We start from the raw sequence: 26,438 nt of genomic DNA on the forward strand, positions 1-26,438 counted from the left end.
CTCCCGTTATGCAAAGTGGCGCGTTTCGCCGGCGCCATCGACATTGCTTACGCAGCGTCCACAAATTTCAGGATGCGCTTCATCGGCGCCCACATCAGCACGGTGATGCCAGCAACGAGCACATTTCTTATGCTCACTGCGCGCCACCCCTACTTCGAGGCCTGCCAACTCGGTTGCCTGCGCACCGGTCGCCTCTGCTAAAGGTGCCACGGTTGCTGCCGAGGTGAGTAAGACAAAGCGGAGTTCATCGCCAAGCAAACTCAGGGTGTCGAGAATATTCTTATCACAATACAGCGTTACTTCGGCCTGCAAAGAGCCACCAATGACTTCATCACGACGGGCTTGTTCTAACGCACCGTTAACCGCATCGCGCACCAGTAGCACTTGCTGCCATTGGCTGTCGGCGATTTTGCCGGTGGCTAAATCGTGCGGCCAATCTGCGTACCATTCTGCGGTAAATACGTAAGGGTCGCGCTTGCCTTGTGCTGGCGTTGGCAACTGCAACCACACTTCTTGTGCGGTAAAGCTACAAATCGGTGCCATCCAACGTACCAGAGCCTCAGCAATGTGCCACAACGCAGTTTGACAAGAACGCTGGGCGACACTGTCTTTTTTCGCGGTGTACTGGCGATCTTTAATGATATCCAGATAGAAACTACCTAACTCAATCGAACAAAAATGCATGAGTTTTTGCACTACAGTCAGGAATTGATAGTTATCAAAGGCATCTTGGATTTCAGCTTGTAAGGCTTGTGCGCGGCCAACAATCCAGCGATCCAGCTCTACCATATCGGCAGCGGCCACTTGGTGCTTGCTTGGTTCAAACCCATTCAGGTTGGCCAACAAGAAACGCGCCGTGTTACGAATGCGGCGATACGAATCGGCGGAACGCTTAAGAATTTCATCCGATACCGTCATTTCGGCCGTGTAATCGTTACTCGCGACCCACAAACGAAGAATATCGCCGCCGAGCTTGTTCATCACATCTTGCGGTGACACCACGTTGCCGAGAGATTTCGACATCTTACGACCATGTTGATCCACGGTAAAACCGTGCGTCAGCACTTGCTTGTAGGGTGCTTTGCCTTGTGTAGCAACACCGGTAAGCAGGGACGATTGGAACCAGCCCCGATGCTGATCGGAACCTTCCAGATAGAGATCAGCAGGCCACTGCAGCCCATCATCCTGATTTAGCACACAGTAATGGGTTACACCTGAATCGAACCATACATCGAGGGTATCGGTTAGTTTGCGATAGATTTTCGCTTCGTCTCCGAGCAATTCTTTTGCATCTAAATCAAACCACGCTTGAATGCCTTCCGCTTCGACTTTTTTGGCGACAGCTTCAAGCAACTCAAGGGTACGTGGGTGCGGCTCGGCCGTTTCCGTGTGAATAAATAGAGGCAGTGGCACACCCCACGTCCGTTGCCGCGAGATACACCAATCTGGACGCCCGTCGATCATGCCTGCAATGCGGTTTTCACCCCATTCAGGCACCCAACGCACGCCTTTAATTTCTTCCAATGCTTGCGCACGCAAGCCTTGCTTGCTCATGCTCACAAACCACTGTGGGGTCGCCCGGAAAATAATCGGGGTTTTGTGACGCCAGCAGTGCGGATAGCTATGCTCATAACTCTCATGATGCATCAGGTTGCCAGCAGCCTGCAGCGCATCAACGATGTTGGGGTTCGCTTTAAATACATGCTGACCGGCAAACTGAGGCGTATCTTCTTTGTACACGCCGTTGTCGTTTACTGGGTTGTAGACTTCAAGGTTATAGCGCTGACCCACAATAAAGTCATCAACACCATGGCCTGGTGCTGTATGCACACAACCGGTACCTGATTCTGTGGTTACGTGCTCACCTAAAATTACCGGTACCTGACGATCCTGTAGCGGATGTTGCAATTGCACTAGCTCAATATCCGCGCCTTTACAGAAACCAAGCTTGTGGTAATGCTCGATGCCGTATCGCTCCATTGCTGAGGTCACCAAATCAGTGGCCAAGATCAAGCGCTCGGGTGAATCCCCTTCCACTTGCACTAGCGCGTACTCAAGACTTGGCTCCACCGTAACTGCCATATTGGCAGGAATCGTCCATGGCGTGGTGGTCCAAATCAACAAGCTCACTGGCCCTTGACCTGGATGGTCTTGCGGATGCGAGAATTTCGCTACGGTGCCTTCGCTATCGATCACAGGGAAACGTACATCAATAGCCGGCGATGCTTTATCTTTGTATTCTACTTCCGCTTCAGCAAGCGCCGAGCCACAGTCGGTACACCAATGCACCGGCTTAAAGCCTTGCTGCAAATGGCCACGCTCAATGATAGAACCAAGCGCACGAATAATATTCGCTTCTTGTTCAAAATTCATCGTGAGATAAGGTCGATCCCAATCACCGAACACACCCAACCGTTTAAAATCGGTGCGTTGGCCATCAACTTGGGTGAGCGCATATTCACGGCACTTTTGCCGAAACTCGGCATCGGAAAGCTTTTGCCCCGGCTTGCCGTATTTCTTTTCAACCACAAGCTCGATCGGTAACCCATGACAATCCCAGCCCGGCACATAAGGGGCATCAAAACCGCTTAAGGTTTTTGACTTCACTACCATATCTTTGATGATTTTATTCACCGCGTGGCCAATATGAATGTTGCCGTTGGCGTAGGGAGGACCATCATGCAGGATAAACTTATCACGACCCGCACGTGCGCTACGGATTTGCCCGTACACATCTTCCTGGTACCACTGTTTAAGCATTTCCGGTTCGCGCTGGGCTAAGTTGCCGCGCATTGGGAATGCCGTATCCGGGAGGTTTAACGTGTGCTTGTAATCACTCATGCGGTTCGGTCCAATCTATTTAGCTAAAAGGTAAATGGTTTTTTCGTTTCAAGAATTCAGTCTACAGCAGCTCGTCTTGATTTACTGCAGGTGTCGCTGCTGTGCGCCCACCCTGCTCTTCCTCTGGATCTAATGTTAACAAAGCACGGGCCAATGCCGCATCTTCGGTAATTTGCGCTTGCAACGCAGCAAAGCTATCAAATAAACGTTCTTCGCGGAGCCATACTAACGGCGTCACTACCACGTTTTGACCGTATAACTCGGCGCTATCTCTCGGCCCAGGAAAATCAAACAAATGCACTTCAAGCAATTCTTCTGTGCCATGCACCGTCGGCTTGCGCCCAATATTGGCGACACCGGCATACGCATGTTGCTCAGTTTCCAAGCCAACCGCATACACGCCTCGCAGCGGCGGATGCAATCGATGCAAGCCAATGTTTGCGGTAGGAAAACCGATGGTACGTCCTTTTTTCTGGCCATGCCGCACGCGTCCATAAATCGCGTAAGGGCGACCGAGCATTGCGGCTGCAGATTCAAAATCTGCGGTGGTTAACGCACTGCGAATGGCGGTGCTAGAGACGCGAATCGACTCGGTGCGATAACTTTGCGTATCAATCACAGAAAAGCCAAAATGCGCCGCCGCTTTTTGAAGTAAGGCAAAATCGCCGGTGCGACCTTTCCCAAATCGGAAATCATCGCCAACCACTAATAACGACACACCTAACTGTTTTACCAATACCTGCTCAATAAAATCTTCGGCAGATAAATCTGCAAAGCGTTTATTAAATTGCGTGAGCAACAAGCGATCAATGCCACATTCGGCAATATGCCGATATTTATCCTGCCAGCGATACAAACGCGCAGGGGCACGCCCTGGGGCAAACAACTCCAGCGGCTGCGGCTCGAAAATCATAGCCACTGAAGGCACATGGCGCGCCTCCGCTTGAGCGTGAACTTGTTCCAGAACCGCTTGATGACCTAAATGCACACCATCAAAATTGCCGATTGTTAACACACAACCGCGGTGCTCAGGCCGGATATTATGTAAACCACGTATTAATTCCATAAGCGCGCGATTATACCGTAAACCTCTTGTCCATGCATTCCCAACACGCGCTTATTGCGCTCGTAATTCCCGCGGCCGACCGCCCACTAAAAACCAGGCGATAATAAACACACTGCCACCACCACCAATCAAGCCGCTAAGCCATAGCACACGTGTGGCAAAGGATGCGTCTAACCACAACGATCGCTCGGGTAACCACCAAAGAACCGCTGCCACCATCAGTAGCGTTGCTACCAATACCTTCAGCAAAAAGTGCCGCGTAGGGGGGGCTAACATCAATACTTTTTCACGATACAACACCGTACCTAACAACAAGGCGTTAATGGTGCCGGATAAAGCCGTTGCCAATGCCAAGCCGACATAGCCAAACGGAATCGCTAAAATAATATTCAACACCATGTTTGATGCCATCGCGATAATACCGTATTTCACTGGACGCTTTGTGTCTTGACGGGAAAAGAACCCTGTTGCTAGCACTTTCACCAACATAAAACTGAGCAAGCCGGTGGCGTACGCCATCAGCGCAAACGATGATAAATAGGCGTCTTCTGGACTAAACACACCCCGCTCAAACAACACCAACAACATCGGCTCGGCTAAGATAAACAACCCCGCCATAGCCGGCAGCCCCAGCATCACCACCATCCGTACTCCCCAATCGAGGGTATGACGAAAGGCATCCAAGGATTTATCCACATGGCGGGCCGACAGGGCCGGTAACACCACCGTAGCGATGGCAATGCCAAACAATCCCAAAGGAAACTCTAACAAGCGATCTGCATAATATAACCAACTGATCGAGCCGGTGACGAGGAAGCTCGCAATAACCGTATCGAGCAGCAAATTAATTTGACTCACAGACACCCCAAACAAGGCCGGAATCATTAGGGTTCGGATCTTTACCACACCCGGGTCACGCCAACCCCACTTGGGTTTAACCAATAACCCCGCTTGTTTTAAAAATGGCAGCTGGAATAAGAACTGAATCAAGCCACCAAAGAACACGCCAAAAGCCAAGCCGATTTCAGGTCGCTCCAACATGGGCGCAACCCAAAGCGCCGCCACAATAACAGACACATTGAGCAGCACTGGCGTAAATGCCGCAACACCAAAACGCCCAAGCACATTTAACGCTGCTCCGGAAAGCGCCGTTAAGGTAATAAAAAAGAGATACGGGAAGGTGATTTTCAACAGCAGGCTGGCCATTTCAAACTTTTCCGCCTGCTCGCCCCCTTGCAGCCAGTCAACAAACCAGCCCATACCAAATAAGGCCGCCACCACTGGGGATAGAATCATCGCCAAGAGCGTGATAATTCCCACCAAGGTACCCAAGGTGCCACTCACCCGAGCCATTAATAAGCGTGTTTCCTCTAACTCCTTACCGCGATGATATTCAGTAAGTACGGGTACAAAGGCTTGTGCAAAAGCCCCCTCGGCAAAGAGGCGACGTAAAAAGTTAGGAATTTTATTGGCAAAAAGGAAGACATCTGCGGCCGCGCCAGCGCCCATTAAGGCAGCAATAGCCACATCGCGTACCAAGCCAAGAATACGCGATAGAAAAGTCATAATACTGACGATCAAGCCGGAACGAAGTAAGCGTGGTGCGGGCTTCTCCGTCGATAACTTCGATTCAGGGTTCGGTTCAGGGGCTGAAACAGTCACAACGTCGTTGAATTCCTGTTGATGGATGCCCGAAGATTAGCACGATGCCTAATGTGTAGCCAATGCCCAGTCGCAGGATGGTAAAATATTCACCGCAAAAGCTTGCTTTTCCGGCCAGTGATCCGTAATATCCGCGCGCATTCTTTCATCGAATCCGTTTGACTTTTCGGCGCGAAAGAGGCATGATCCTCGGCCTTAAAAAGTCCGGTACAAGTTTACGAATTATCAGGAGTTTCACCTTGGCTAACATCAAGTCTGCGAAAAAGCGCGCGGTAACGGCGGAAAAGAACCGTCGCCACAATGCCAGCCGTCGCTCAATGATGCGCACTTATCTTAAGAAAGTACAAGCAGCTATCGCTGCCGGTGACCAGGCTCAGGCGCAGCAGGCATTTGCTGTTCTGACTCCAGTTATCGATCGCTATGCGACTAAAGGTCTGATCCACAAAAACAAAGCAGCTCGTCACAAGAGCCGTTTGTCTGCTCAGATCAAAGCATTGTCTGCGTAAGCAGTTAACAGTGCTAAAAAAACCGCCTTCTGGCGGTTTTTTTGTGCCCGTATCAACAACGGACCAACGCAATGCGTTGGTCAAAGACGTGAAAAAAGCCCCGCGCCCGTATCAACAACGGACCAACGCATTGCGTTGGCTACGATGTCGCGGTGTACCCAACGCACCGCGTTGGTCAAAGACCTGAAAAAAGCCCCGCGCCCGTATCAACAACGGGCCAACGCATTGCGTTGGCTACGATGCTAGGCAAGCCTAATGCGGCGGCGTAAAGCAATTAAACCGCTCATTACCATGATCACCACCCCCCAACTGCCACCGGAGTATCCGGAGCGCCGTTCGACTTTGGCGATTCTCTCGTTCTTGACGCGGTCTTCAAAACGATTGAGCTCGAATTTTAGGTTCTCATTCATTTGCACAACCGCGGTATCAAAATCTTCATCGGCCTGACGGCGCATTTGTGTCGACGACATCACTGCGGTACTGCGACCTGTTGAACTGGAAATACCCGGCGCACGGAACAGCATCGAGCGGGTTTTAATATCAAACACCGCGGTATCCACGAATGTTTGGGTTTCGTTTTCTGTGCCTTTTACCGTGTATAAGCCAGCGATAGTCCAATACAAAATAGAACTTGAACGATCGGATGTTGTGCGTACTTGATCGTAAGACACCAAAGCAATGACATCCACATCATACATGCGGCTTACTTGGTCTATGGTTGTCCAGCCTTGTCGACCCGACAAATAAGAACTTGGAATAAGCTCAATACGATCGATGTATTCTTGCCCAATAAATTCTTGGCGCACCATGTCCATCAGTTCTAACTGACGATTTTGCGACAAAGGCTCATGCCAGCTATTCCGATTCGGAACAAACGCAATACCGACCTTTAACGGTAAACTCAACGTGGGGATTTCACTGTCATGGGCGCGTCGATCCTCTTCTTTTGGATAAAGAAAATCGACGAGGCTACTTGAGGTCGCATTTGAGTACGAGGTTTCTGCAAAAAACGCGCTGCATCCTGCAAGCAGGGATACACCCACCACGATGGTGAACAAGCCAAGGTGTTTTTTCATCTGGAGTTGTCCTGATTACATCTGGCGTCGGTAAACGGCAACCAGCTCTGAAAAGGTATGAGGAAATTGATCGTCGGACGCGCGTGAGAAAGGGTCATAACCAAGGCGATCCTCAAGACGCGCCATCACGATAGCGAGACCTAAAGAGTCTAAACCACTTTCGGCAAGCAGGGTTTGACTATCCATCTGATTCAGGATTTCACGGCCCGTTTCAGCGGCTACTTCATCCATGACATCCCGAATAACTTGTTCTAATTGGTGTTCGCGAATGGTCAAAACATCCTCACAACGACTACATGCTGCTCAATTGAGCTTGCAAATGTTAACAGCGTGTTGCGAAGTATACTGAAATTTGCACAAATAAAAAGCAACTTTCTGTGCCAAGCCCACTGTTTGCTGTTAACGCCCATCGTTCAATACGCTGCGGGCCGATACGCCTTTCCCGCCAGTACTCAGATATACCTGAGCGAGAAAAAGTTCAGCGCACGCGATTGCATCCTGTAGTGCGTGGTGACCAACGAACGCATCTAAACCATAGCGCTCACGGCTTGCAGCCAGCGTTAACGCCCCTTGAGAAATCCCTTGTGAATGCCGCTCTAAGCGTTTTTTCTCCGCATGCAATGTGCAATAACGCCCGGCCGGTCGCCATTTTATTCCCAACAAATACAATGCCCGTTGTAACACCGCCCAATCAAAAGCCAGATGATGGCCAACCAGGTAATGACCATCCGCCGCGGCGATGAACGCCTCGATGACCTCTCGCAGCGGACGACCGCTTGCGATATCCTCTTGTGATAAACGATGTACCACCGCGCTTTGATTCAAGGCAATATCACTGTGCACCAAATGATAGCGCGACTGATCAAGGGCAATGCAAGGTGGATAGATCGGCACCCAGGCTAGAGATAGCATGCCATCCTGCTCTGGGTTCAAGCCATTGGTTTCAATATCCAGCGCCAGCCATTTGCGCTTTTGCCACGGTTGCCGATGCTCACGCCACTGCCCTAACCACGTCATTACATGTTCCTGCCAAACTTAAAGGTCACCCCTTGTTGGGCATTTTTGATCACGCGAAAAGCGGCTTTCAGTTGGCGCCGCTGCAACATACTGAGGGATTCAGGATCAATCGCGTTTGCAGGAATTGCCTCGTGCTGCCGGTACATTTGAATATTTAAGCGTAGCTGCGTGAGAAATTGCCACGCTTCCAATAGATTGGCATTGTCTTTATCACTGAGCAAGCTTTTGCCCCGCAATTGCTCAAGCCGCGCAGGTGTCGATGGCGCCGTTATCCCCTTGGCTAAAGCATATAAACGAACAATATCGTTGAGAATCGCAATGGCCTGTTTTTTTATATCAATGTATTCAAATTCACCCTCAGATTTGGTGCGAAAGCGGTTAAACAAGCCCAACGGCACACTCAGCTCACCAATATGGCGGGCAATATTTCCTAAAAACATATCCCGCTGTGCCTGCTTTGCCACCCGCTCTCGGTGGCTCCGATAGAGACTGGCGTGACCTGCAACTGCGCGACTGTCGAAGAAAATCATACTGTGCATAATGGCTTTTGGGGTGGGCGAGCGAATCCATTTTTGAAATTGATCATCCCACTCCACACTCGTTTTTTGCCATGTTGGGTTCATCGCCATAATGTCGCCGGGACATAAGCGTATCCCACAGTCAGCCAACCCTTCACACACGTAAGTTGCCATGGCCGCGAACCACTGCCGCTGACCGTCAGTGACAGTGTCGGCCAGCAGCAGGCCGTTATCTTGATCTGAGCCGAGGGTTTGATCGCCGCGTGCTTGCGAGCCAAACGCCAGCCACACATACGCACAGGGCGCCGAGCCATGCTCTTGCTCATATAACCGAATAAGCTTTTTGGTCATACCATCGGTGAGCGAGGTGAGTAGGCGACCAATGGTCCCAATATCCTTAACGCGGCTGGCAAAACTGCGTAAATAATCTGGAATTTTCTTCGCCTCTTGCACCAGCGCTTCGCGATCGGCAGCCTTAAACAAGGCATTTATGAGTAATACCGGCTCACTACGTTGCTGCTGCATTAAATCCGTGGCCGTTATCACCCCCACGGGCCGTTCATGCTCATCTAAAACCGGCAAATGGTGAATATTTGTTTGTCCCATGGCCGTTAACGCATCAAACAAACTTTCTCGGGCATAGACCACAGCAGGCATCGGCGTCATCACCGCCGTTACCGCCACTTCGGTGCTCAAACCCGCGGCCACCACGCGATTGCGCAAATCCCTGTCAGTAAGAATGCCGCGCAGTTGTTCCTCATCAACGACTAACAAACAAGACACTCGCTCTTGCGACATCTTAATCGCAGCTTCACGAATTGTGGCGTCGCTTGCAATGGCCACAGGTTCACGATTGAGAATCGATGCCAAGCTTTTTTCCGTCCAATCCAGCCCGCCCGAGCGCGTACTGCGTTCGGTTAGAAGACGTTGGCCATGGGCATTCATAAAGTAACGTTCAAAACTTTGTGAACGGTGCCTTAGTTCATCAAACACCTCGGCTGACCAGGTCCACAAAATGCCATCGGCGATCACCTGCAACTTATTTGTAATGGGCCTGCCCGTAAGTAGCGAGGGATAGCCAAACAGATCGCCCGGTTCTAGCCGTTCAATATGCTGACCATCTTTGTCGATTAAATCCGACGCCCCTGAACGTACCAAGTACAGCATCGGCCGGTCACCGCGAATAATTTCGTCACGATTAGCCTGACACAAGTACATTGCTTGCATCTTGTCCGTTGCACGTTTTAGCAGATCAGGTTCAAGCCCATCAAAGGGCGGCGTTTGCTGTAAAAAGCGACGAATATCCTGACTATCGCTCGTCATCGCATACTCCTTTGTGACCAACGCAATGCGTTGGTTACCATACTTCGCTGTAGCCAACGCAATGCGTTGGTCAGGTGATGAATATGGCTCGGGCTACGGACCAACGCGATGCGTTGGCTACGTCATGCCGGGCCCACATCTACAAAAAGCCCCGCAAAAGCGGGGCTTTGATTCCTTAGTGGCTTGTTGCTGCACCCGAACCTTTCGGGTAGCGAATCGATTCCACCAGTTCTTGGATTTCATTCGGTGCATCTTTGGTGAACTTCAATACCGTAATAGCTACGATAAAGTTCAACAGCATACCGACTGTGCCAATCCCTTCTGGAGAAATTCCGAACCACCAGTTTTCCGCATTATCTGCCGCCGGATTAATAAAGCGGAAGTAGATAATATAGGACAAGGTGAACACAATACCTACCACCATGCCCGCAATGGCTCCGGTGCTGTTCATCCGCTTATGGAATATTCCAAGAATAATCGCTGGGAAGAACGAGGCCGCAGCCAGACCGAACGCGAAGGCGACCACCTGCGCTACAAAGCCCGGTGGATTAATACCAAAGTAAGCACCAATGAGCACCGCCACACCCGCCGCAATCCTTGCGTATAACAACTCTTGTCGGTCGGAAATATCCGGCATGAGTGTTCGCTTTAATAAATCGTGAGATACGGAACTAGAAATCACCAACAACAGACCCGCGGACGTTGACAGTGCTGCTGCCACACCACCTGCGGCCACCAATGCAACCACCCAGTTCGGTAAGTTTGCGATCTCAGGGCTCGCCAATACGATAATATCGGCATCCACATGCATTTCATTGCGCTCATCATTGGAAAAGAACATGCGTCCGTCTTCGTTGTGATCATCCCAACGAATTAAGCCTGTTTGTTCCCAATTAGTCACCCAACTCGGCGCTTCCTCATAGAGCACACCTTGTTGCTCGGGCCCATTCAAAGTGTTCAAAATGTTGACCTTGGTAATGGACGCAATGGCAGGCGCTGTCGTGTACACCACGGCGATAAATACCAATGCCCAGCCGCCTGAACGACGCGCGTCGCTTACTTTAGGAACCGTGAAGAAGCGAATAATCACGTGGGGTAAACCCGCGGTACCCACCATCAGTGCCATAGTAATCGCGAACACATCAAGTCGGGACTTGGTGCCTTCGGTATAGGCGGCAAAACCGAGTTCCGTGGACAGCCCATCGAGTCGATCGAGCAAATACTGACCAGAGCCGTCGGCTAAGGTCGCCCCAAATCCTGTTTGTGGCAGGATATGACCTGTCATTTGCATCGTGATAAAGACCGCAGGCACTGTGTAAGCAAACGCCAACACACAGTATTGCGCTACTTGGGTATAGGTGATCCCTTTCATGCCGCCGAGCAGCGTGTAGAAGTACACCAAGGCCATACCAATGAGTACGCCCGTTGCAATGTCTACCTCAAGGAAGCGGCTAAATACCACGCCCACACCACGCATTTGACCGGCGATGTAAGTGAACGATACCAAGATGGCACAAATAACTGCGACCGTGCGGGCAGTCTGGGAATAGTAACGATCCCCAATAAAGTCAGGTACGGTAAATTTCCCGAATTTGCGCAGATAGGGTGCCAAGCACAAGGCCAGAAGCACATAGCCCCCAGTCCACCCCATCAAATAAACGCTGCCATCATAGCCAAGAATTGAAATCAAACCGGCCATGGAAATAAATGACGCCGCTGACATCCAGTCGGCCGCTGTGGCCATGCCGTTTGCGACAGGAGGAACACCGCCTCCGGCAACATAGAAGTCGTTGGTAGAACCCGCACGCGCCCAAATCGCAATACCGATATATAGAGCGAAGGTAAGACCGACGACGATAAACGTGAGTGTTTTGATATCCATGAATTACTCCTCGTCGACCTTGTATTTTTTATCGAGCTTATTCATCTGATGGATATAGATAAAAATCAGCACGATAAACGTGTAAATAGCGCCTTGCTGGGCGAACCAAAAGCCAAGCTTGAAGCCGAAGAAGGTGATCTGATTGAGCAGATCCACCAGAATAATGCCGAAGCCAAAAGAAACCGTGAACCAGACGATCAACAGCTTGATCATCAAGGACAGGTTTTCTTTCCAATAGGCTTTGGCATGATCTTCCGATTCAAATGCCATGTGCGTTTCCTCCAGTTGTTATTGTTTACCTCAAGCAAATTAAGGGTATTGCCAGAGTACGAAGCAAGCATGGTGGAAGCGGGTACATTGGGGAATTGGACCTTAGTCGAATAGCGGGTTTTTCACTGGAGGTTTCCGACTAAAGTGTTAGATTAAGTGCACTGTTTCTATGAATACACACTTCTATGACATTGATTTTAATTGGCTCTGCCCTGGGCTATATCGGTTTATTATTTGCCATTGCGCTTTGGGGCGAGAAAAAATCGACGCTCGGCTATCGCCTGAGTCTGCATCCGTGGGTATATGGGTTATCGCTTGCGATCTACTGCACCACGTGGACCTACTACGGTGCCGTGGGCAATGCCCTCGATGGCGGATGGAGCTTTTTACCGATTCTACTGGGCCCCATCTTATTGTATGTATTCGCACTGCCGGTGATTCGCAAACTGGTATTGGTCAGTAAACAGCAAAACTCCACGTCCATTGCCGACTTTATCGCCTCGCGTTATGGCAAAAGTCATCGCATGGCTTTGGTGGTCACGCTATTTGCCGCCGCTGCCATTATTCCGTATATCGCCCTTCAGCTTAAAGCTGTCGGCATTAGCTTTAATGTGCTCAGTGAGCTTCCGCCAGAAACAACGGGCGGTTCCTTAAAAGAGCTGGCTGTGGCCGTTCTTATGGCCCTGTTTGCTATTGTATTTGGTACCCGCCGCTTAGAAGTAACCGAATACCGCTCCGGGATGATGCTCGCTATCGCCTTTGAATCTGTGGTGAAGCTGGTGGCACTCTGTGCCGCCGCCATGTTCGGTTGGATACTGTTTCGCAGTGGCAGTGATGTCTCCTTAGCAGCGCAGCTCAACAGCATGGACTTAAGTTCAGGATGGACACTCAGCGGTACCCTCACCCCTGAGTTCTTCATTCAATTGGCCATGGCTGCGGGCGCAATTTTGTGCCTGCCTCGGCAATTTCACGTAACCGTGGTGGATAATTTGCGCTTGAGCCATTTGAGTACCGCCCGCTGGTTATTCCCTTTGTATTTGGCCCTCACCTCACTGGCCATTGCCGCACTGGCGATTAGCGGTCAGAGCCTGCTGAGCGGCGAAAGTGATGGGTCAACGTTTCCACTCTTAATTCCCCTTGAACATGGTCACGCCTGGCTCGCGATTTTGGTCTACATCGGGGGTATTTCTGCCGCCACTGCCATGGTGATTATCGCCACCCTGACTTTAAGCACCATGATTAGTAATGACGTGGTTATGCCCATTTGGCTCACCCGAGAGGGGCGCAAAATCCCACAATCGCATCGCTTTTCACGGCGATTAATTCGAGTTCGACGCGTCGCTATTGCCGCCGTTTTACTTTTAGGATGGGCTTGTTATCACCTATGGATGGCACGCCTGAATCTTGTCAGTATTGGTTTGTTGGCATTCTCTGTGGTTCTGCAATTATTGCCGGCGATTATCGGCGGACTATATTGGCGCCGAGGCCATGCCCAAGGGGTGTACATGGGTTTGATCGCCGGCATGTTAGGTTGGTTGTTCGCTATTTTATTGCCGCTCATTCAAAACACACCAGAGCTAGCAGAGCGCATTATTACCCATGGCACCGTGATCAGCTTAGGCCTCAATGTGTTGGCTTATCTCGTATTTAGCTATCTATCCGTACCGGCACTGGTTGACAAAATTCAAGCCACCGCCTTTGTACAACCGCGCGCAGCCCAGCAGCAGACCGTAACGACCAAATCGACCGAGCGTGATACCACCCGCGTGGCAGATCTGGTGTTGCTGATGGAAACATTTTTAGGCGCTGAGCGCTGCAACGAGTTAGTCAGCACTTACGAGCGTCACACTACGCTCCACCGCGAAGGCATCGCAGATGCTCACTTTATTGACTACGCCGAGCGCTCTATCAGTGGCGTGCTCGGGGCCGCCACCGCACGCTCTTTAGTGAATGCCGCGCTCGATAATCGAGAGCTTAAATTAGAAGAAGTGGTGCATTTTTTCGATGACACCACCCAAGCATTGCAAACTCAGCAATCCATTATGTATTCCTCCCTTGAGAATCTCGCACAAGGGATTTCGGTGGTGGACAAGGAGTTGCGATTAGTCGTCTGGAATCGGCGCTACTTAGAACTCTTCGAATATCCCGATGGTTTAGTGCAGCCGGGCCGTCCTATCGCCGATTTAATTCGCTATAACGCCGAGCGCGGCGAATGTGGTGTCGGTAACATTGATGAGTTGGTCGAAAAGCGTTTGCGTCACATGCAACAAGGTTCAGCCCATCGCTTTATCCGTCGCCGCTCCGATGGTCGCGTGATTGAAATGGTGGGGAATCCGTTACCCAACGGCGGCTTTGTCACCAGTTTCACCGACGTGACCGAGCACATCGAAACGCAACAAGCACTGGAAGATGCCAATATCGATTTAGAAGCACGAATTCGTAGCCGTACTGACGAAGTTCGTGAAATTAATCGGGAACTGACCGAGGAAATCGAGCGTCGCCGCGACATCGAGAAAGCGCTGCAAGCAGCTAAAGCGGAAGCTGAGGCCGCCAATGCCAGCAAAACCCGTTTCCTTGCACTGGCTAGTCACGATATTTTGCAACCGCTGAATGCGGCGCGATTGTACCTTTCGGCAGTGAATGCGGACGAACTTGATGCTCGCAACGGTAGCTTAGTGCATAAAGTGGATACCGCTCTCGATTCAACCGAACACCTGCTATCCGCGCTCCTGTCCATCGCCAAGATGGACCAAGGGGCCATGCAGCCTCAGCTTCGCCATATCGATCTGGGCACTATTCTGGCTCCACTCGTGCCTGAGTATGCGGTGTTAGCAGAACAGCGCGATCTGCAATTTAAAACCCGTCTACGCAATTTAACCGTGTTTACAGATCCCACATATTTGCGCCGCATTATTCAAAACTTTCTTTCCAATGCCATTAAGTACACAGAGCACGGCAAGGTATTGCTTACCGTGCGCCAGCGCGGCGACTTTGCTGAATTAAGTGTTTGGGATACCGGCCCAGGAATCCCCTCGCAAAAATATGACGAAGTATTCGAAGCCTTTATTCGTTTGCACAAAGGCAGCACCAGCGGTGTCGGTTTAGGCTTAAGTGTGGCTAAACGCATGGCCGAGCAGCTTGAATGTCCGCTAACCGTGCGCTCTGAACTCGGACACGGTAGCTGTTTCTCAGTGCGTGTTCCATTAGGGGACACTGCAAAAATCATCCCGCGAGAAAAGCATGAGCGCTCCCAACAAGCCCATGATGGCTTGCAGATTTTATGCGTCGACGATAACCAAGAAAACCTTGATGCGTTGCAGGCGCTCTTATCAAAATGGAATTGTAGCGCAGTTCAATTTACCTCGGCACAAGACGCACTCACGTGGGCACAGCAAAACGCCAAACCTGATGGCGTCTTACTCGATTATCAACTCGGTGAACACGACGATGGATTGAGCCTGTGGCAACAACTTCGCGATATTTGGCAACAAAACCTGCCCGGAGCGCTAGTGACCGCAGTGCGGGATCCCGAACTAAAAATAAAGACTCGCGATGCCGGCTTACAGTTTTTATCGAAGCCCGTGCGTCCCGCCCAGCTCAAAGCTTTGCTACAACACATGCAACGCCAAAAAGAGACCCGCGCTGAGTAGTCAGGCGTCGGGAATGTCCCGTGTTGAGTGATGGAGTTGGGGCGACGCTCAGCGCCTTGCGCGTCGCTGCAAGTACATCTCTGTATATTTGGGCGCCAACCTCATCCTCATACCTTTGTAGCCAACGCACTGCGTTGGTCCGCAGGTCTAGCAATTATCCACACCTGACCAACGCGATGCGTTGGCTACACGATGCCGGACAAGCCAACCATTCCCAACCTCATCCTCATACCTTTGTAGCCAACGCACTGCGTTGGTCCGTAGGTCTAGCAATTATCCACACCTGACCAACGCGATGCGTTGGCTACACGATGCCGGACAAGCCACCCCCACCGCACTCGAAGCGCAGGCAGAAACCTCTAGGGCAAGGCATAATCGAAGCGATTGAGGGAGCATACCTTGATGGTATGTGACCGATTGAGCTTTGATTATAACGCAGCCATAGAGGCTTTCTGACAAGCCCCCCCCACCGCACTCGAAGCGCGGGCCGGCGCGCCAATAGCAAGGCATAAACCGGCCGATTGAGGGAGCATACCTTGATGGTATGTGACCGATTGAGGACGGTTTATAACGCGGCTAGTGGTGATGCCGGACAAGCCAGCTCCTAAGGAGGGGAGAGTTGAAGCCTTTCTGCAATCAACACCGCCTGCGTTCGATTATAAACATCAAGCTTGCGGAAGATCGCTGTCATGTGGGCTTTTACTGTGGCTTCGGTAATGCCCAACTCATAGGCGATTTGTTTGTTGAGTAAGCCTTCGTGCACGTAGTAAAGCACGCGATATTGTTGCGGTGTGAGATCGGCAATTTTCTCCGCGAGGGCTTTATCCTCTTGGGACACATCCGAAATTTGTTCGGCAACGCCTTCGGGAACCCACTCGTCGCCGTCGAGAATGCTGGCGATGGCCGCTGCAATCTGCGCTGATGGAAGCGACTTGGGGATAAAACCGAGGGCGCCAAAGCCCATACAACGGCCAATTACTTGAATATCTTCGGTGCCGCTGATCACGGCGACAGGAAGCATTGGGTAATCGTTGCGAATGCGAATTAAACCATATAAATCACCTGCGCCGGGCATGTGTAGATCGAGTAACAGTAAGTCGATATCGTCGTCACTGGCGAGAGCCGTTAAGGTCGATTCAAGGGTATCTGCTTCACGAATATGCAAATCAGAAAAATGATTCGCGAGCGCCCCTTGCAGGGCCTCGCGAAATAACGGGTGATCATCAGCGATTAGTAATCGGGTCATAGCGCATTCCGGGCAGCTATGCGCCCGGTTCCTTACCGGTTAAGTCGATTCTCTATTAACGAATCTACCACACTCGGATCCGCCAGCGTAGAGGTATCCCCAAGATGATCATGTTCATTGCAGGCAATTTTACGAAGAATACGGCGCATAATTTTACCTGAGCGCGTTTTCGGCAAGCCCGGTGCCCACTGAATAAAGTCTGGCGTCGCAATGGGGCTCAATTCTGAGCGTACCCATTTCACCAATTCGGTGCGCAAATCATCGTTGGCATCTACGCCATCCACCACAGTGACATACACGTAAATACCTTGCCCTTTAAGGTCATGGGGATAGCCAACAACAGCCGCTTCCGCCACCGATTTATGAGCGACCAACGCACTTTCAATTTCCGCAGTACCTAAACGGTGACCCGACACGTTCAGCACATCATCAACGCGGCCGGTAATCCAGAAGTGGCCATCTTCATCGCGACGGGCCCCGTCACCGGTAAAGTACACGTTCTTATAGGCACTAAAATAGGTTTGCTCAAAACGCCCATGATCACCCCAAAGCGTGCGAGCTTGAGAAGGCCATGAGTCGGCAATAATGAGATTACCTTCGGTGGCCCCTTCAAGTACTTTGCCGTCGTTATCTACCAATTTTGGCTTAATTCCAAAGAATGGCAGCATGGCAGAGCCGGGCTTCATATCGGTGGCCCCAGGGTATGGTGCAATCAATATGCCGCCGGTTTCCGTTTGCCACCAGGTATCGATCACAGGACAGGCACTGTTACCAATCGTATCGTAATACCACTCCCAGGCTTCTGGGTTAATGGGCTCACCGACCGAGCCTAGTAGACGCAAACTCTCGCGAGTACTCCCTTTCGCGGCGGCAGTGCCTTTCGCCATGAGCGCACGCACAGCCGTAGGCGCGGTGTATAAAATGGTTACCTGATGTTTGTCGACAATTTTGCCGATGCGCGAGACATCTGGGTAAGTGGGCACACCCTCAAACATCAAGGTAGTGGTCCCATTGGCTAACGGACCATAAACGATGTAACTATGGCCGGTAATCCAGCCCACATCCGCCGCACACCAGTACACATCATTTTCTTGCAAATCAAAAGCGTATTCATGGGTCATGGCGGCATACACCATGTAGCCCCCAGTGGTATGCACCACCCCTTTCGGTTTCCCGGTGGAGCCCGACGTGTAGAGAATAAATAGGGGATCTTCTGCGGCCATCACTTCTGGCGGACAGTCGGTATCGCAATCACCGATGAGTTCATGCCACCAGCGATCACGATTCTCAACCAAATCGTAATCCGTGTCCGTATGCTTTAGCACCACCACATGTTCGATACTCTCACACGCATTGTTGGCGAGGGCTTTGTCTACGTTCGGTTTCAGCGGCACGGTTTTTCCGCCACGACGGCCTTCATTGGCGGTAATCACAACCTTGGCGCCGCAATCGTTTACCCGATCGGCAATAGCATTGGGTGAGAAACCCGCAAAGATCACCGAGTGCACCGCACCTAACCGAGCGCAGGCAAGCATGGCGTAAGCGGCTTCTGGCACCATGGGCATGTAAATGGCCACCCGATCGCCTTTTCCCACACCCAGTTTCTTCAGGCCGTTGGCAAAACGTGCCACGCTTTCATGGAGTTCACGAAACGAAATATGCTTTTGCACATCAACTTCGTCGCCTTCCCAAATAATCGCTGTCTTGTCTGCGCGCTCTGCTAAATGGCGATCGACGCAGTTATAACACGCATTCAGTGTGCCATCGCTGTACCACTGAATGTCGATATTCCCTGGTGCAAAGCTCGTTTGCTTTACTTGGCTATAAGGGCTGAACCAGCTAATACGCTTGCCTTCCTCACGCCAGAATGCTTCTGGATCGGCAATCGATGCCTGATATTTTTCTTGATAGCTCTCAGGGTTGAGCCGCGCATGGGCTTTCACTGCGTCCGACATCGGATAAAGTTTTGCAGACATCTGTGTTCCTCCTTAAATCTGATGCACTCAGTTGTACTGATTCTGCCGTGGGAAACCTATTAGACCATAGTCTAGATTGATTCTCCCTGCATCTTACCGAATGCTTAAACACACCAAAAGACAACGAATTAGCAACGTCAGTGAGGAGAACGTCATGGCATCTTTAAAATCGCTCACGTCATTTAGTGCGCTTGCAGGAGCACTCCTTGTGGGCACTTTTGTGCCGACAACTCAGGCCCATGCAGACACTCAATTTAGTTACGGGGGCTATCTGAAGTTTGATGCTATGGTAACGCGCACCGATAGCGGCGCATTACCTTCTGGCAGCATTGGCCGTGATTTCTATGTGCCTAGTCTTACACCCATAGGTGGCGATGCCAATACTTATACGGATTTTCATATACGGGAATCACGATTCTTCTTTCGCGCGACCCAAGAACTTGCCAATGGCGAGAACATCACCGGCTACGTTGAATTTGATTTTCTTGGCACCCCCAATGGCGATAAACGTGTCACCAACAGTTATACACCGCGGGTGCGACATGCCTATATCCAATACCAGAATTGGCTTGCTGGTCAATTCTGGAGCAACTTTATGGATGTCACCATTATTCCGGAAAGCCCCGACTTTATTGGCAATCCTGACGGCATCGTGTTTAACCGACAACCCCAAATTCGCTACACCACTGCCAATGGTTGGTCGTTCTCGGTTGAAGCACCGGAAACCACAGTGACACCTTATCAAGGTGGCACTGCCCGTATTACGACCGGCGATACTGCGATGCCTGATTTAACCGCACGCTATCAAGCGCAATTTGAAAACGTGCATGTGTCTCTGGCAGGGATTTATCGGCAGCTTGAGTACCGTCAGCAAGGCGTGAACGACACCACCGCAGGCTACGGCATTGCTCTTAGCACCAAGATTGATATAGGTCCCCATGATGTACGCGCTGGCATTGTGCATGGGGAAGGTATTGGCCGCTATGTGGGCGTAAACTCAACCAATGACGCGGTGATCACGCAAGATTTAAATCTCGATGCCTTGGGCTATACCGGCTTTACGGTAGCCTACCGACATGTTTGGAGTGAGCAATACCGTACCAATGTCATTTTCACCCGCGGTCAGTTTAAAGATCAGCGTGAATTAACCGGTGTTAACGCCAACGACCATACCCAGCGGGTGGCGGTAAACCTCATGTATCAAGCGAATGAAAAACTCATTATTGGTGCTGAATTAAGCCAAGCAAATCGCGAACTCCTGAGCGCCGACGACGGCGCGCTGCAACGCTTTCAGCTGAGCGTGCGTTACGCCTTCTAAACACTAACCGCCCCCCAGCGCGAATCCCAACAACAGTTCCGCCCCAGGGGTGGAACTGTTGTTAGGGGATCCTATTTGAAGGGGATTTGATATACTGCCTGAAGTGATGTTCCGGAACTGGGGGCGGTATGGCAAATTCAGATCAACCGGATGATGGTTTAGATTTATTTCGCGAGCTTATGCATGATGTAGCCCGCATGAAAACCGATGATGTCGTCCTGCGGCAGAAACAAGGCCTCACGCCAGAGCAGCAGGAAGAACGGCGCAAAGCAGCGCAGGCCAGTGAAGATGCCGATAGTATTGCACTGAGCGACGAAGTTCGAGAGTGGGTGGAACCCCATGATCCGATAGCGTGGCGCAAAAACGGTATCCAAGATGGCGTGTTTCGGCAGTTAAAGCGCGGCCAATACGAACCTCATGCCACACTTAATCTACACCAGTTACGGGTGCGCGAAGCACGCCGCGAAGTGGCTGGGTTTATCAACGAGTGTTATCGCACGGGTGTGCGTACAGCGCTCATCATTCACGGGCTTGGTGTCAAAAGCCAGCCCCGTCCTGCACTATTGAAAAGCTTATGTAACCAATGGCTGCCAGACTTAGAGCCGGTGTTGGCATTTCATACGGCACAGAAGAAGCATGGGGGTGCTGGTGCAACCTATGTCATAATTCGGAAAAATCCAACGACTAAACTTGCGAATAAAGAGCAAAATCGCAAACGATAAATTAGATAGGAAAGCAACTATGAGAACTTTTGTAAGTGCGTTACTTCTCGCATTGTTATTGTCTGTGAGCAACAGCACGGCTATTGCCGCCGAAACCAATAGCGATCGCACTGATGGGCCACAGCGAATTATTCTGGTGATCGCCGATGGCATGGGGTTCCCGTACCTTACCGCCTATCGCCATTTTAAAGATGGTCGCAACTACACCCATGATGCCGATGTTGAGCGGACTTGGTTTGATCGCTATTTTGTTGGCATGGCCAGTACGTATCCGGCGGATGACACCCAGGTAACCGATTCAGCGGCGAGCGCCACAGCACTAGCTACCGGATACAAAACCTATAACGGCGCAATTTCTGTTGATGCCGATCACAACCCAATTCGCACCGTGATGCAGTATGCCAAAGACAACAATTGGCGCACAGGTGCTGTGGCTACCACGCGCGTAACCCATGCTACCCCCGCTGCGTTCTTCACTCACGCACCATCGCGCCGTATGGAGGCCGATATTGCCGATCAAATCGCTACCTTACGCGAAGATGGCAGTGCCAAGTTTGATATTTTGCTCGGCAGTGGTACCCGCCATTTTGTGCGTACTGAAGAAGATGGCACCGAAGTAGACCGGCTGCGCACGCTGCAACGTGCTGGCGTTCGTGTTGTTGATAGTTACGAGCAACTGCAAGCGCAGCAGCGTTTGCCGGTATTAGGTCTGTTCCACGATGACGCCTTCCCCTATGTTATTGACGATAAAAAACGTTTGCGCATGATGAGTGAAGAAGCGTTGCGACTGCTTGATCAAGAGGATGGCCCATACATTATTATGATCGAGGCATCGATGGTGGATTGGTGTGGACATGCCAATGACATCGCGTGTGCGATGCACGAGATGGCTGAACTCGAAGAGCTAATGGAGTTTTTGCATGACTATGCGGGCAATCGCGATGACACGGCCGTGATTCTCACGGCCGACCACTCCACCGGTGGCCTTACCCTAGGCGCCGATGGTGATTACAAATGGTTGGCCGCGGAAGTGCATAAAATTGGTCGTGGCTTGCGCACTATGGCCGTTGAACTTGTCGATATGGCTGCAGTGGATTGGGATGAATACATTGAACAATACCTACCTTTCCCACTGACCGTGGAGCAACAGTCGGCGTTACGTGAGCAATCAACCCGCTCTGAGCGCAACCGGCGTGCGATTCAACAGGTGCTGGTCGACATTGTACGCTTTCACACGGGCACCGGTTGGACAACCGGAGGCCACACCGGTGAAGATGTTCCTGTGATTAGCTTTGGCCCGTGGGCGGATTATTTTCGCGGATTCCAAGACCAAACAGACATTGGTCGCCAATTGATTGAATGGGTGCAATAAACCAATAAAAAAGGGGCGAAAGCCCCTTTTTTATATGTCAATTTCACTTAGCCTAGCGTTTTCCGCGCATTTCGGAATATACGCATCCACGCGCCATCTTCGCCCCATGCTTCTGGATACCAGCTGTTGGCAATACTACGGAACACCCGTTCTGGATGCGGCATCATGGCTGTAACGCGGCCATCGGCGTTGGTAATACCGGTAATCCCCTGCACCGAACCATTGGGGTTTGCCGGATAGGTTTCCGTGACCTTACCAAAGTTATCCACGTAACGCAGGGTGACTTGGCCTTGTTCCGTTAACCCTTGTACAGCCGTGGCATTGGCAAACTCGACCCGGCCTTCGCCATGGGATACCGCGATAGGCATGCGAGAGCCAGCCATACCGTCAAACCAAGGTGAATGGCTCTTTTGCACCTCCACCATGGCAACCCGCGCTTCAAAGCGCTCAGAGCGGTTAGTGACAAAGCGTGGCCAATGGCTAGTGCCTGGAATTAACTCATGCAGCGATGACAACATCTGACAGCCATTACATACGCCGAGCGCCAATGTATCTGTCCGGTTAAAGAACTGAGCAAATTGCTCCCGCGCTTGCGCGTTGAAGAGGATAGACTTCGCCCACCCTTCACCGGCCCCAAGTACGTCGCCATAAGAGAAGCCGCCACACGCCGCCAGCGCTTGGAAGTCATTTAATTGCACACGTCCGCTTAAAATATCGCTCATGTGCACATCAATGGCTTGAAAACCGGCACGATCAAAGGCTGCTGCCATTTCGTAATGAGAATTCACGCCTTGCTCACGCAACACCGCCACTTTCGGGGCGCTACCTTTGAGAATAAAAGGAGCGGCTATATCGTTCGACGGATCATAAGTTAGTTCCGCATGCAGGCCAGGGTTCAGCGGATCCTGCTTGCTGGCAAACTCTTGATCAGCACACGCCGGGTTATCTCTTAGACGCTGCATTTGATGTGTGGTTTCCGCCCAAATCGAGCGTAACTGTGCGCGATCGCCGTTAAATACCACCGTGTCCTGCTGGCGAATCATCACTGCGTTGTCGGCGGTCACCGTCCCTAAATCAACCACCACATCGGCCAACTCAAGCTCCGCAAAGCGCTGCTTCACATAGTCTGCAGTTTGTGCAGAAACCTGAATCACACCCCCTAATTCCTCAGCAAAAAGAGCAGCTACTGCATCTTGCTGGGCAGGCAGGCTTACATCAACACCACAATTTCCAGCGAACGCCATCTCCGCCAGGGTTACCATTAAACCGCCGTCTGAACGATCGTGATACGCCAAAAGCTCATCCCGTGCGACCAGCTCTTGCATCACGGTAAAGAAGGCACGCAAATGCTCGGGCGAGTCGAGATCAACCGGTTGGTCGCCCAATTTACGATACACTTGCGCCAAACTTGATGCGCCTAAACGATTCTGACCGCGCCCTAAATCGAGCAACAGTAATCGCGTTCCATCGATGTCAGGACGCAACTGGGGTGTTACCGTTTTACGCACATCGGTAACGCGACCGAACGCGGTAATCACCAGTGATAATGGAGAAATAACGGCTTTCTCTTCACCGCCTTCCTGCCAACGGGTCTGCATTGACATGGAATCTTTACCGACCGGAATAGTTAATCCCAGTGCTGGGCATAATTCTTCACCTACGGCTTTAACAGCCGCATACAAGCCGGCGTCTTCGCCAGGGTGACCTGCCGGTGCCATCCAGTTTGCTGATAATTTAATGCGCTTAAAATCACCAATTGCGGTACCCGCAATATTGGTAATGGCTTCAGCCACGGCGACCCGCGCCGATGCGGCGTGGTTTAACAACGCAATAGGCGTACGCTCGCCCATCGCCATTGCTTCACCGGCATAGCTGTCATAAGAGGCGGCGGTCACACCACAATCGGCCACCGGAATTTGCCACGGGCCGACCATTTGGTCGCGTGCCACTAGACCGGTAACGCTGCGATCACCAATGGTAATCAAAAAGGTTTTTTCGGCAATCGCTGGCAACCGCAACAACCGCTGCACCGCATCGTGGACATCAATGGCGCGGGTATCTAACGCCGGGCTTTGCACAGCGTGGGTAGTTGCATTGCGATGCATTTTCGGTGGCTTGCCCAAAAGCACATTGAGGGGTAAATCCACCGGGTAATTATCAAAAACTTCATCATACAAACGCAGGGTCTGGCGCTCAGTGGCTTCACCAACCACAGCAAACGGGGCGCGCTCACGCTGACAAATCGCCTCGAAAACCGACAAACGCTCCGGCGCAATGGCCATTACATAGCGTTCTTGGGATTCATTTGACCAAATCGCCATGGGCGACATGCCTGGCTCATCGTTGGGGATTGCGCGAAGTTTAAATTCACCACCACGCCCGCCGTCGTTCACAAGCTCTGGCAGCGCGTTCGATAGTCCGCCTGCGCCCACATCATGAATAAATACAATCGGATTCTCATCACCAAGCTGCCAGCAGCGGTCAATCACTTCCTGACAACGACGCTCCATTTCTGGGTTATCGCGCTGCACCGAGGCAAAATCGAGGGCTTCTGACGATTCACCGGAGGCCATCGACGACGCCGCGCCGCCACCCAACCCGATATTCATCGCTGGGCCACCAAGCACTACCAGTGGTGCGCCTACTGGAATCTCATCTTTTTCTACGTGCGAAGCACGAATATTGCCTAAACCACCGGCAATCATAATCGGCTTATGGTAGCCACGTACTTCTTCACCGTTAAAACTCACAACCTGTTCTTCGTAGGTACGGAAATACCCGGTGATGTTCGGACGACCAAATTCGTTATTAAATGCAGCGCCACCTAATGGGCCTTCAAGCATAATATCCAGCGCGCTAACGATGCGCCCAGGACGACCAAAATCAGCTTCCCAAGGCTGTTCAAAGCCAGGAATACGCAAATTAGAGACAGAGAAACCCACCAGACCTGCTTTCGGTTTTGCACCGATGCCCGTGGCGCCCTCGTCACGAATTTCACCACCACTACCGGTTGCGGCGCCGGGGTATGGTGAAATTGCGGTTGGGTGGTTATGGGTTTCTACTTTCATCAAAATATGAATCGGCTCACCATGGTAGTGATACTCACTTGTGCCCGCTTCTGGGAAGAAACGTCCGGCTTCTGAGCCTTCCATCACCGCTGCGTTGTCTTTGTAGGCCGACAACACATAATCTGGCGTCGCTTCATAGGTGCGCTTGATCATCTTGAATAGGGATTTTTCTTGATCAACACCATCAATCGTCCAAGACGCATTAAAAATCTTATGACGGCAATGCTCCGAGTTGGCTTGAGCAAACATATACAGCTCAGCATCCACCGGGTTTCGGTTCAGCTTAATAAAGTTTTCCGTCAGGTAATCAATTTCGTCGTCGGCAAGAGCAAGTCCCAAGTCACGGTTTGCATCAGCCAGTGCCGACCGGCCTGAGCCCAAAATATCAACAGTTGTAAAAGGAACTGGCGATTGCTCCGCGAACAAGGCACTTGCATCATCTAACTGGGAAAAGGTGCTCTCGGTCATGCGGTCATGCAAAAGCAACGTCGCGTTCTTTAACTGCGCCGGACTTAGCTCACCTTGCAGATAGTAACTCACGCCGCGTTCTATCCGCTCAACGCTTGCCAGTCCGCAGTTGTGGGCGATATCGGTCGCCTTTGAAGACCAAGGAGAAATGGTGCCCACCCGTGGCGTCACCAACACAAGCAATCCATCTGGCGCATGAGATTCCCGCTGCGGGCCATAATGAAGTAATGCGTCTAGCACTTCTTTTTGCGCTGTGGTGAGCGGTGAACTGGCGTGAACAAAATGAACATATTCCGCATAAATTGCCGTGACAGGCAAATTTTCTGCCTGCAGGCGTTGCAGCGTTTTTTGAGCACGAAATTCAGACAAAGCAGGTGAACCACGAAGGATTTCCACTGGTAAAGCTCCGGATTGCAAAGAGGGACTTGGATGGCCCTGCATTATAGAGAAAAGTGAG

At 51.3% G+C, this 26,438-nt stretch carries 17 protein-coding genes; 5 read left to right on the forward strand and 12 right to left on the reverse strand.

Annotation, left to right across the window (positions count from 1 at the left end; all coding sequences use genetic code 11):
• Positions 1 to 6: 6 nt before the first annotated feature.
• The 3 genes from ileS to murJ form a co-directional block, all read right to left on the reverse strand.
• Entirely contained in the window at positions 7 to 2,841 is a 2,835-nt protein-coding gene (gene ileS / locus HXZ99_RS08945; RefSeq protein ID WP_194756948.1) for an isoleucine--tRNA ligase, read from the reverse strand.
• Between the two features lie 61 nt (positions 2,842 to 2,902).
• Positions 2,903 to 3,907 carry a bifunctional riboflavin kinase/FAD synthetase gene (gene ribF, locus HXZ99_RS08950; protein WP_194756949.1) on the reverse strand — a complete coding sequence of 335 codons (1,005 nt, stop codon included), beginning with the start codon at positions 3,905 to 3,907 and terminating at the stop codon, positions 2,903 to 2,905.
• A gap of 51 nt (positions 3,908 to 3,958) precedes the next feature.
• Positions 3,959 to 5,473 (reverse strand): murein biosynthesis integral membrane protein MurJ, encoded by a 1,515-nt coding sequence (murJ, locus tag HXZ99_RS08955; protein ID WP_231699860.1) that lies wholly within the window; start codon positions 5,471 to 5,473, stop codon positions 3,959 to 3,961.
• Between the two features lie 335 nt (positions 5,474 to 5,808).
• Between murJ and rpsT the strand changes: the two genes are divergently transcribed.
• The gene (rpsT, locus tag HXZ99_RS08960) at positions 5,809 to 6,075 is read left to right on the forward strand and encodes a 30S ribosomal protein S20 (RefSeq protein ID WP_143235117.1); all 267 of its coding nucleotides are present in this window, start codon (positions 5,809 to 5,811) and stop codon (positions 6,073 to 6,075) included.
• 242 nt (positions 6,076 to 6,317) lie between these two features.
• On the opposite strand, the gene rhlP is transcribed toward rpsT, so the two are convergent.
• The 6 genes from rhlP to HXZ99_RS08990 all read right to left on the reverse strand — a co-directional run bounded on the left by rhlP (position 6,318) and on the right by HXZ99_RS08990 (position 12,161).
• On the reverse strand, positions 6,318 to 7,151 hold the full coding sequence (rhlP, locus tag HXZ99_RS08965; protein ID WP_194756951.1) for a rhombotarget lipoprotein: 834 nt from the start codon (positions 7,149 to 7,151) through the stop codon (positions 6,318 to 6,320).
• A 15-nt stretch (positions 7,152 to 7,166) separates the two neighbouring features.
• A complete protein-coding gene (locus tag HXZ99_RS08970; protein WP_228517852.1) occupies positions 7,167 to 7,427 on the reverse strand; it encodes a phosphopantetheine-binding protein in 261 nt (86 codons plus the stop codon).
• A 123-nt stretch (positions 7,428 to 7,550) separates the two neighbouring features.
• A complete protein-coding gene (locus HXZ99_RS08975; RefSeq protein ID WP_194756952.1) occupies positions 7,551 to 8,168 on the reverse strand; it encodes a 3'-5' exonuclease in 618 nt (205 codons plus the stop codon).
• Complete coding sequence (locus tag HXZ99_RS08980) at positions 8,168 to 10,009, reverse strand: DUF294 nucleotidyltransferase-like domain-containing protein (protein ID WP_194756953.1); 1,842 nt, start codon at positions 10,007 to 10,009, stop codon at positions 8,168 to 8,170. The genes HXZ99_RS08975 and HXZ99_RS08980 overlap by 1 nt, the downstream gene beginning before the upstream one ends.
• A 175-nt stretch (positions 10,010 to 10,184) precedes the next feature.
• Positions 10,185 to 11,891 (reverse strand): sodium:solute symporter family protein, encoded by a 1,707-nt coding sequence (locus tag HXZ99_RS08985; protein WP_194756954.1) that lies wholly within the window; start codon positions 11,889 to 11,891, stop codon positions 10,185 to 10,187.
• A gap of 3 nt (positions 11,892 to 11,894) precedes the next feature.
• On the reverse strand, positions 11,895 to 12,161 hold the full coding sequence (locus HXZ99_RS08990; protein WP_194756955.1) for a DUF4212 domain-containing protein: 267 nt from the start codon (positions 12,159 to 12,161) through the stop codon (positions 11,895 to 11,897).
• Positions 12,162 to 12,346: 185 nt separating this feature from the next.
• Here HXZ99_RS08990 and HXZ99_RS08995 point away from each other — a divergent pair, with 185 nt between their 5' ends.
• A complete protein-coding gene (locus HXZ99_RS08995) occupies positions 12,347 to 15,811 on the forward strand; it encodes a PAS domain-containing hybrid sensor histidine kinase/response regulator (RefSeq protein ID WP_194756956.1) in 3,465 nt (1,154 codons plus the stop codon).
• Positions 15,812 to 16,415: 604 nt separating this feature from the next.
• Here HXZ99_RS08995 and HXZ99_RS09000 read toward each other — a convergent pair.
• Together HXZ99_RS09000 and acs are read right to left on the reverse strand one after the other, a co-directional pair.
• Complete coding sequence (locus tag HXZ99_RS09000) at positions 16,416 to 17,057, reverse strand: response regulator transcription factor (protein ID WP_194756957.1); 642 nt, start codon at positions 17,055 to 17,057, stop codon at positions 16,416 to 16,418.
• Positions 17,058 to 17,089: 32 nt separating this feature from the next.
• Positions 17,090 to 19,033, reverse strand: a complete 1,944-nt coding sequence (acs, locus tag HXZ99_RS09005) for an acetate--CoA ligase (RefSeq protein WP_194756958.1) — start codon at positions 19,031 to 19,033, stop codon at positions 17,090 to 17,092.
• A gap of 154 nt (positions 19,034 to 19,187) precedes the next feature.
• On the opposite strand from acs, the gene HXZ99_RS09010 reads away from it, so the two are divergent.
• From HXZ99_RS09010 to HXZ99_RS09020, 3 genes are all read left to right on the forward strand, one after another.
• Positions 19,188 to 20,351: a DcaP family trimeric outer membrane transporter gene (locus tag HXZ99_RS09010; RefSeq protein ID WP_194756959.1), complete on the forward strand. Its 1,164-nt coding sequence runs from the start codon at positions 19,188 to 19,190 to the stop codon at positions 20,349 to 20,351.
• Positions 20,352 to 20,479: 128 nt separating this feature from the next.
• On the forward strand, positions 20,480 to 21,073 hold the full coding sequence (smrA, locus tag HXZ99_RS09015; RefSeq protein WP_194756960.1) for a DNA endonuclease SmrA: 594 nt from the start codon (positions 20,480 to 20,482) through the stop codon (positions 21,071 to 21,073).
• A 19-nt stretch (positions 21,074 to 21,092) separates the two neighbouring features.
• Entirely contained in the window at positions 21,093 to 22,445 is a 1,353-nt protein-coding gene (locus tag HXZ99_RS09020; protein WP_194756961.1) for an alkaline phosphatase, read from the forward strand.
• 47 nt (positions 22,446 to 22,492) lie between these two features.
• On the opposite strand, the gene purL is transcribed toward HXZ99_RS09020, so the two are convergent.
• Positions 22,493 to 26,377 (reverse strand): phosphoribosylformylglycinamidine synthase, encoded by a 3,885-nt coding sequence (gene purL, locus HXZ99_RS09025; RefSeq protein ID WP_194756962.1) that lies wholly within the window; start codon positions 26,375 to 26,377, stop codon positions 22,493 to 22,495.
• Between the last annotated feature and the right edge of the window lie 61 nt (positions 26,378 to 26,438).

Origin of the sequence: Aliidiomarina indica (assembly GCF_015354615.1) — a bacterium.
In the GTDB taxonomy this organism is placed as follows: domain Bacteria; phylum Pseudomonadota; class Gammaproteobacteria; order Enterobacterales; family Alteromonadaceae; genus Aliidiomarina; species Aliidiomarina indica.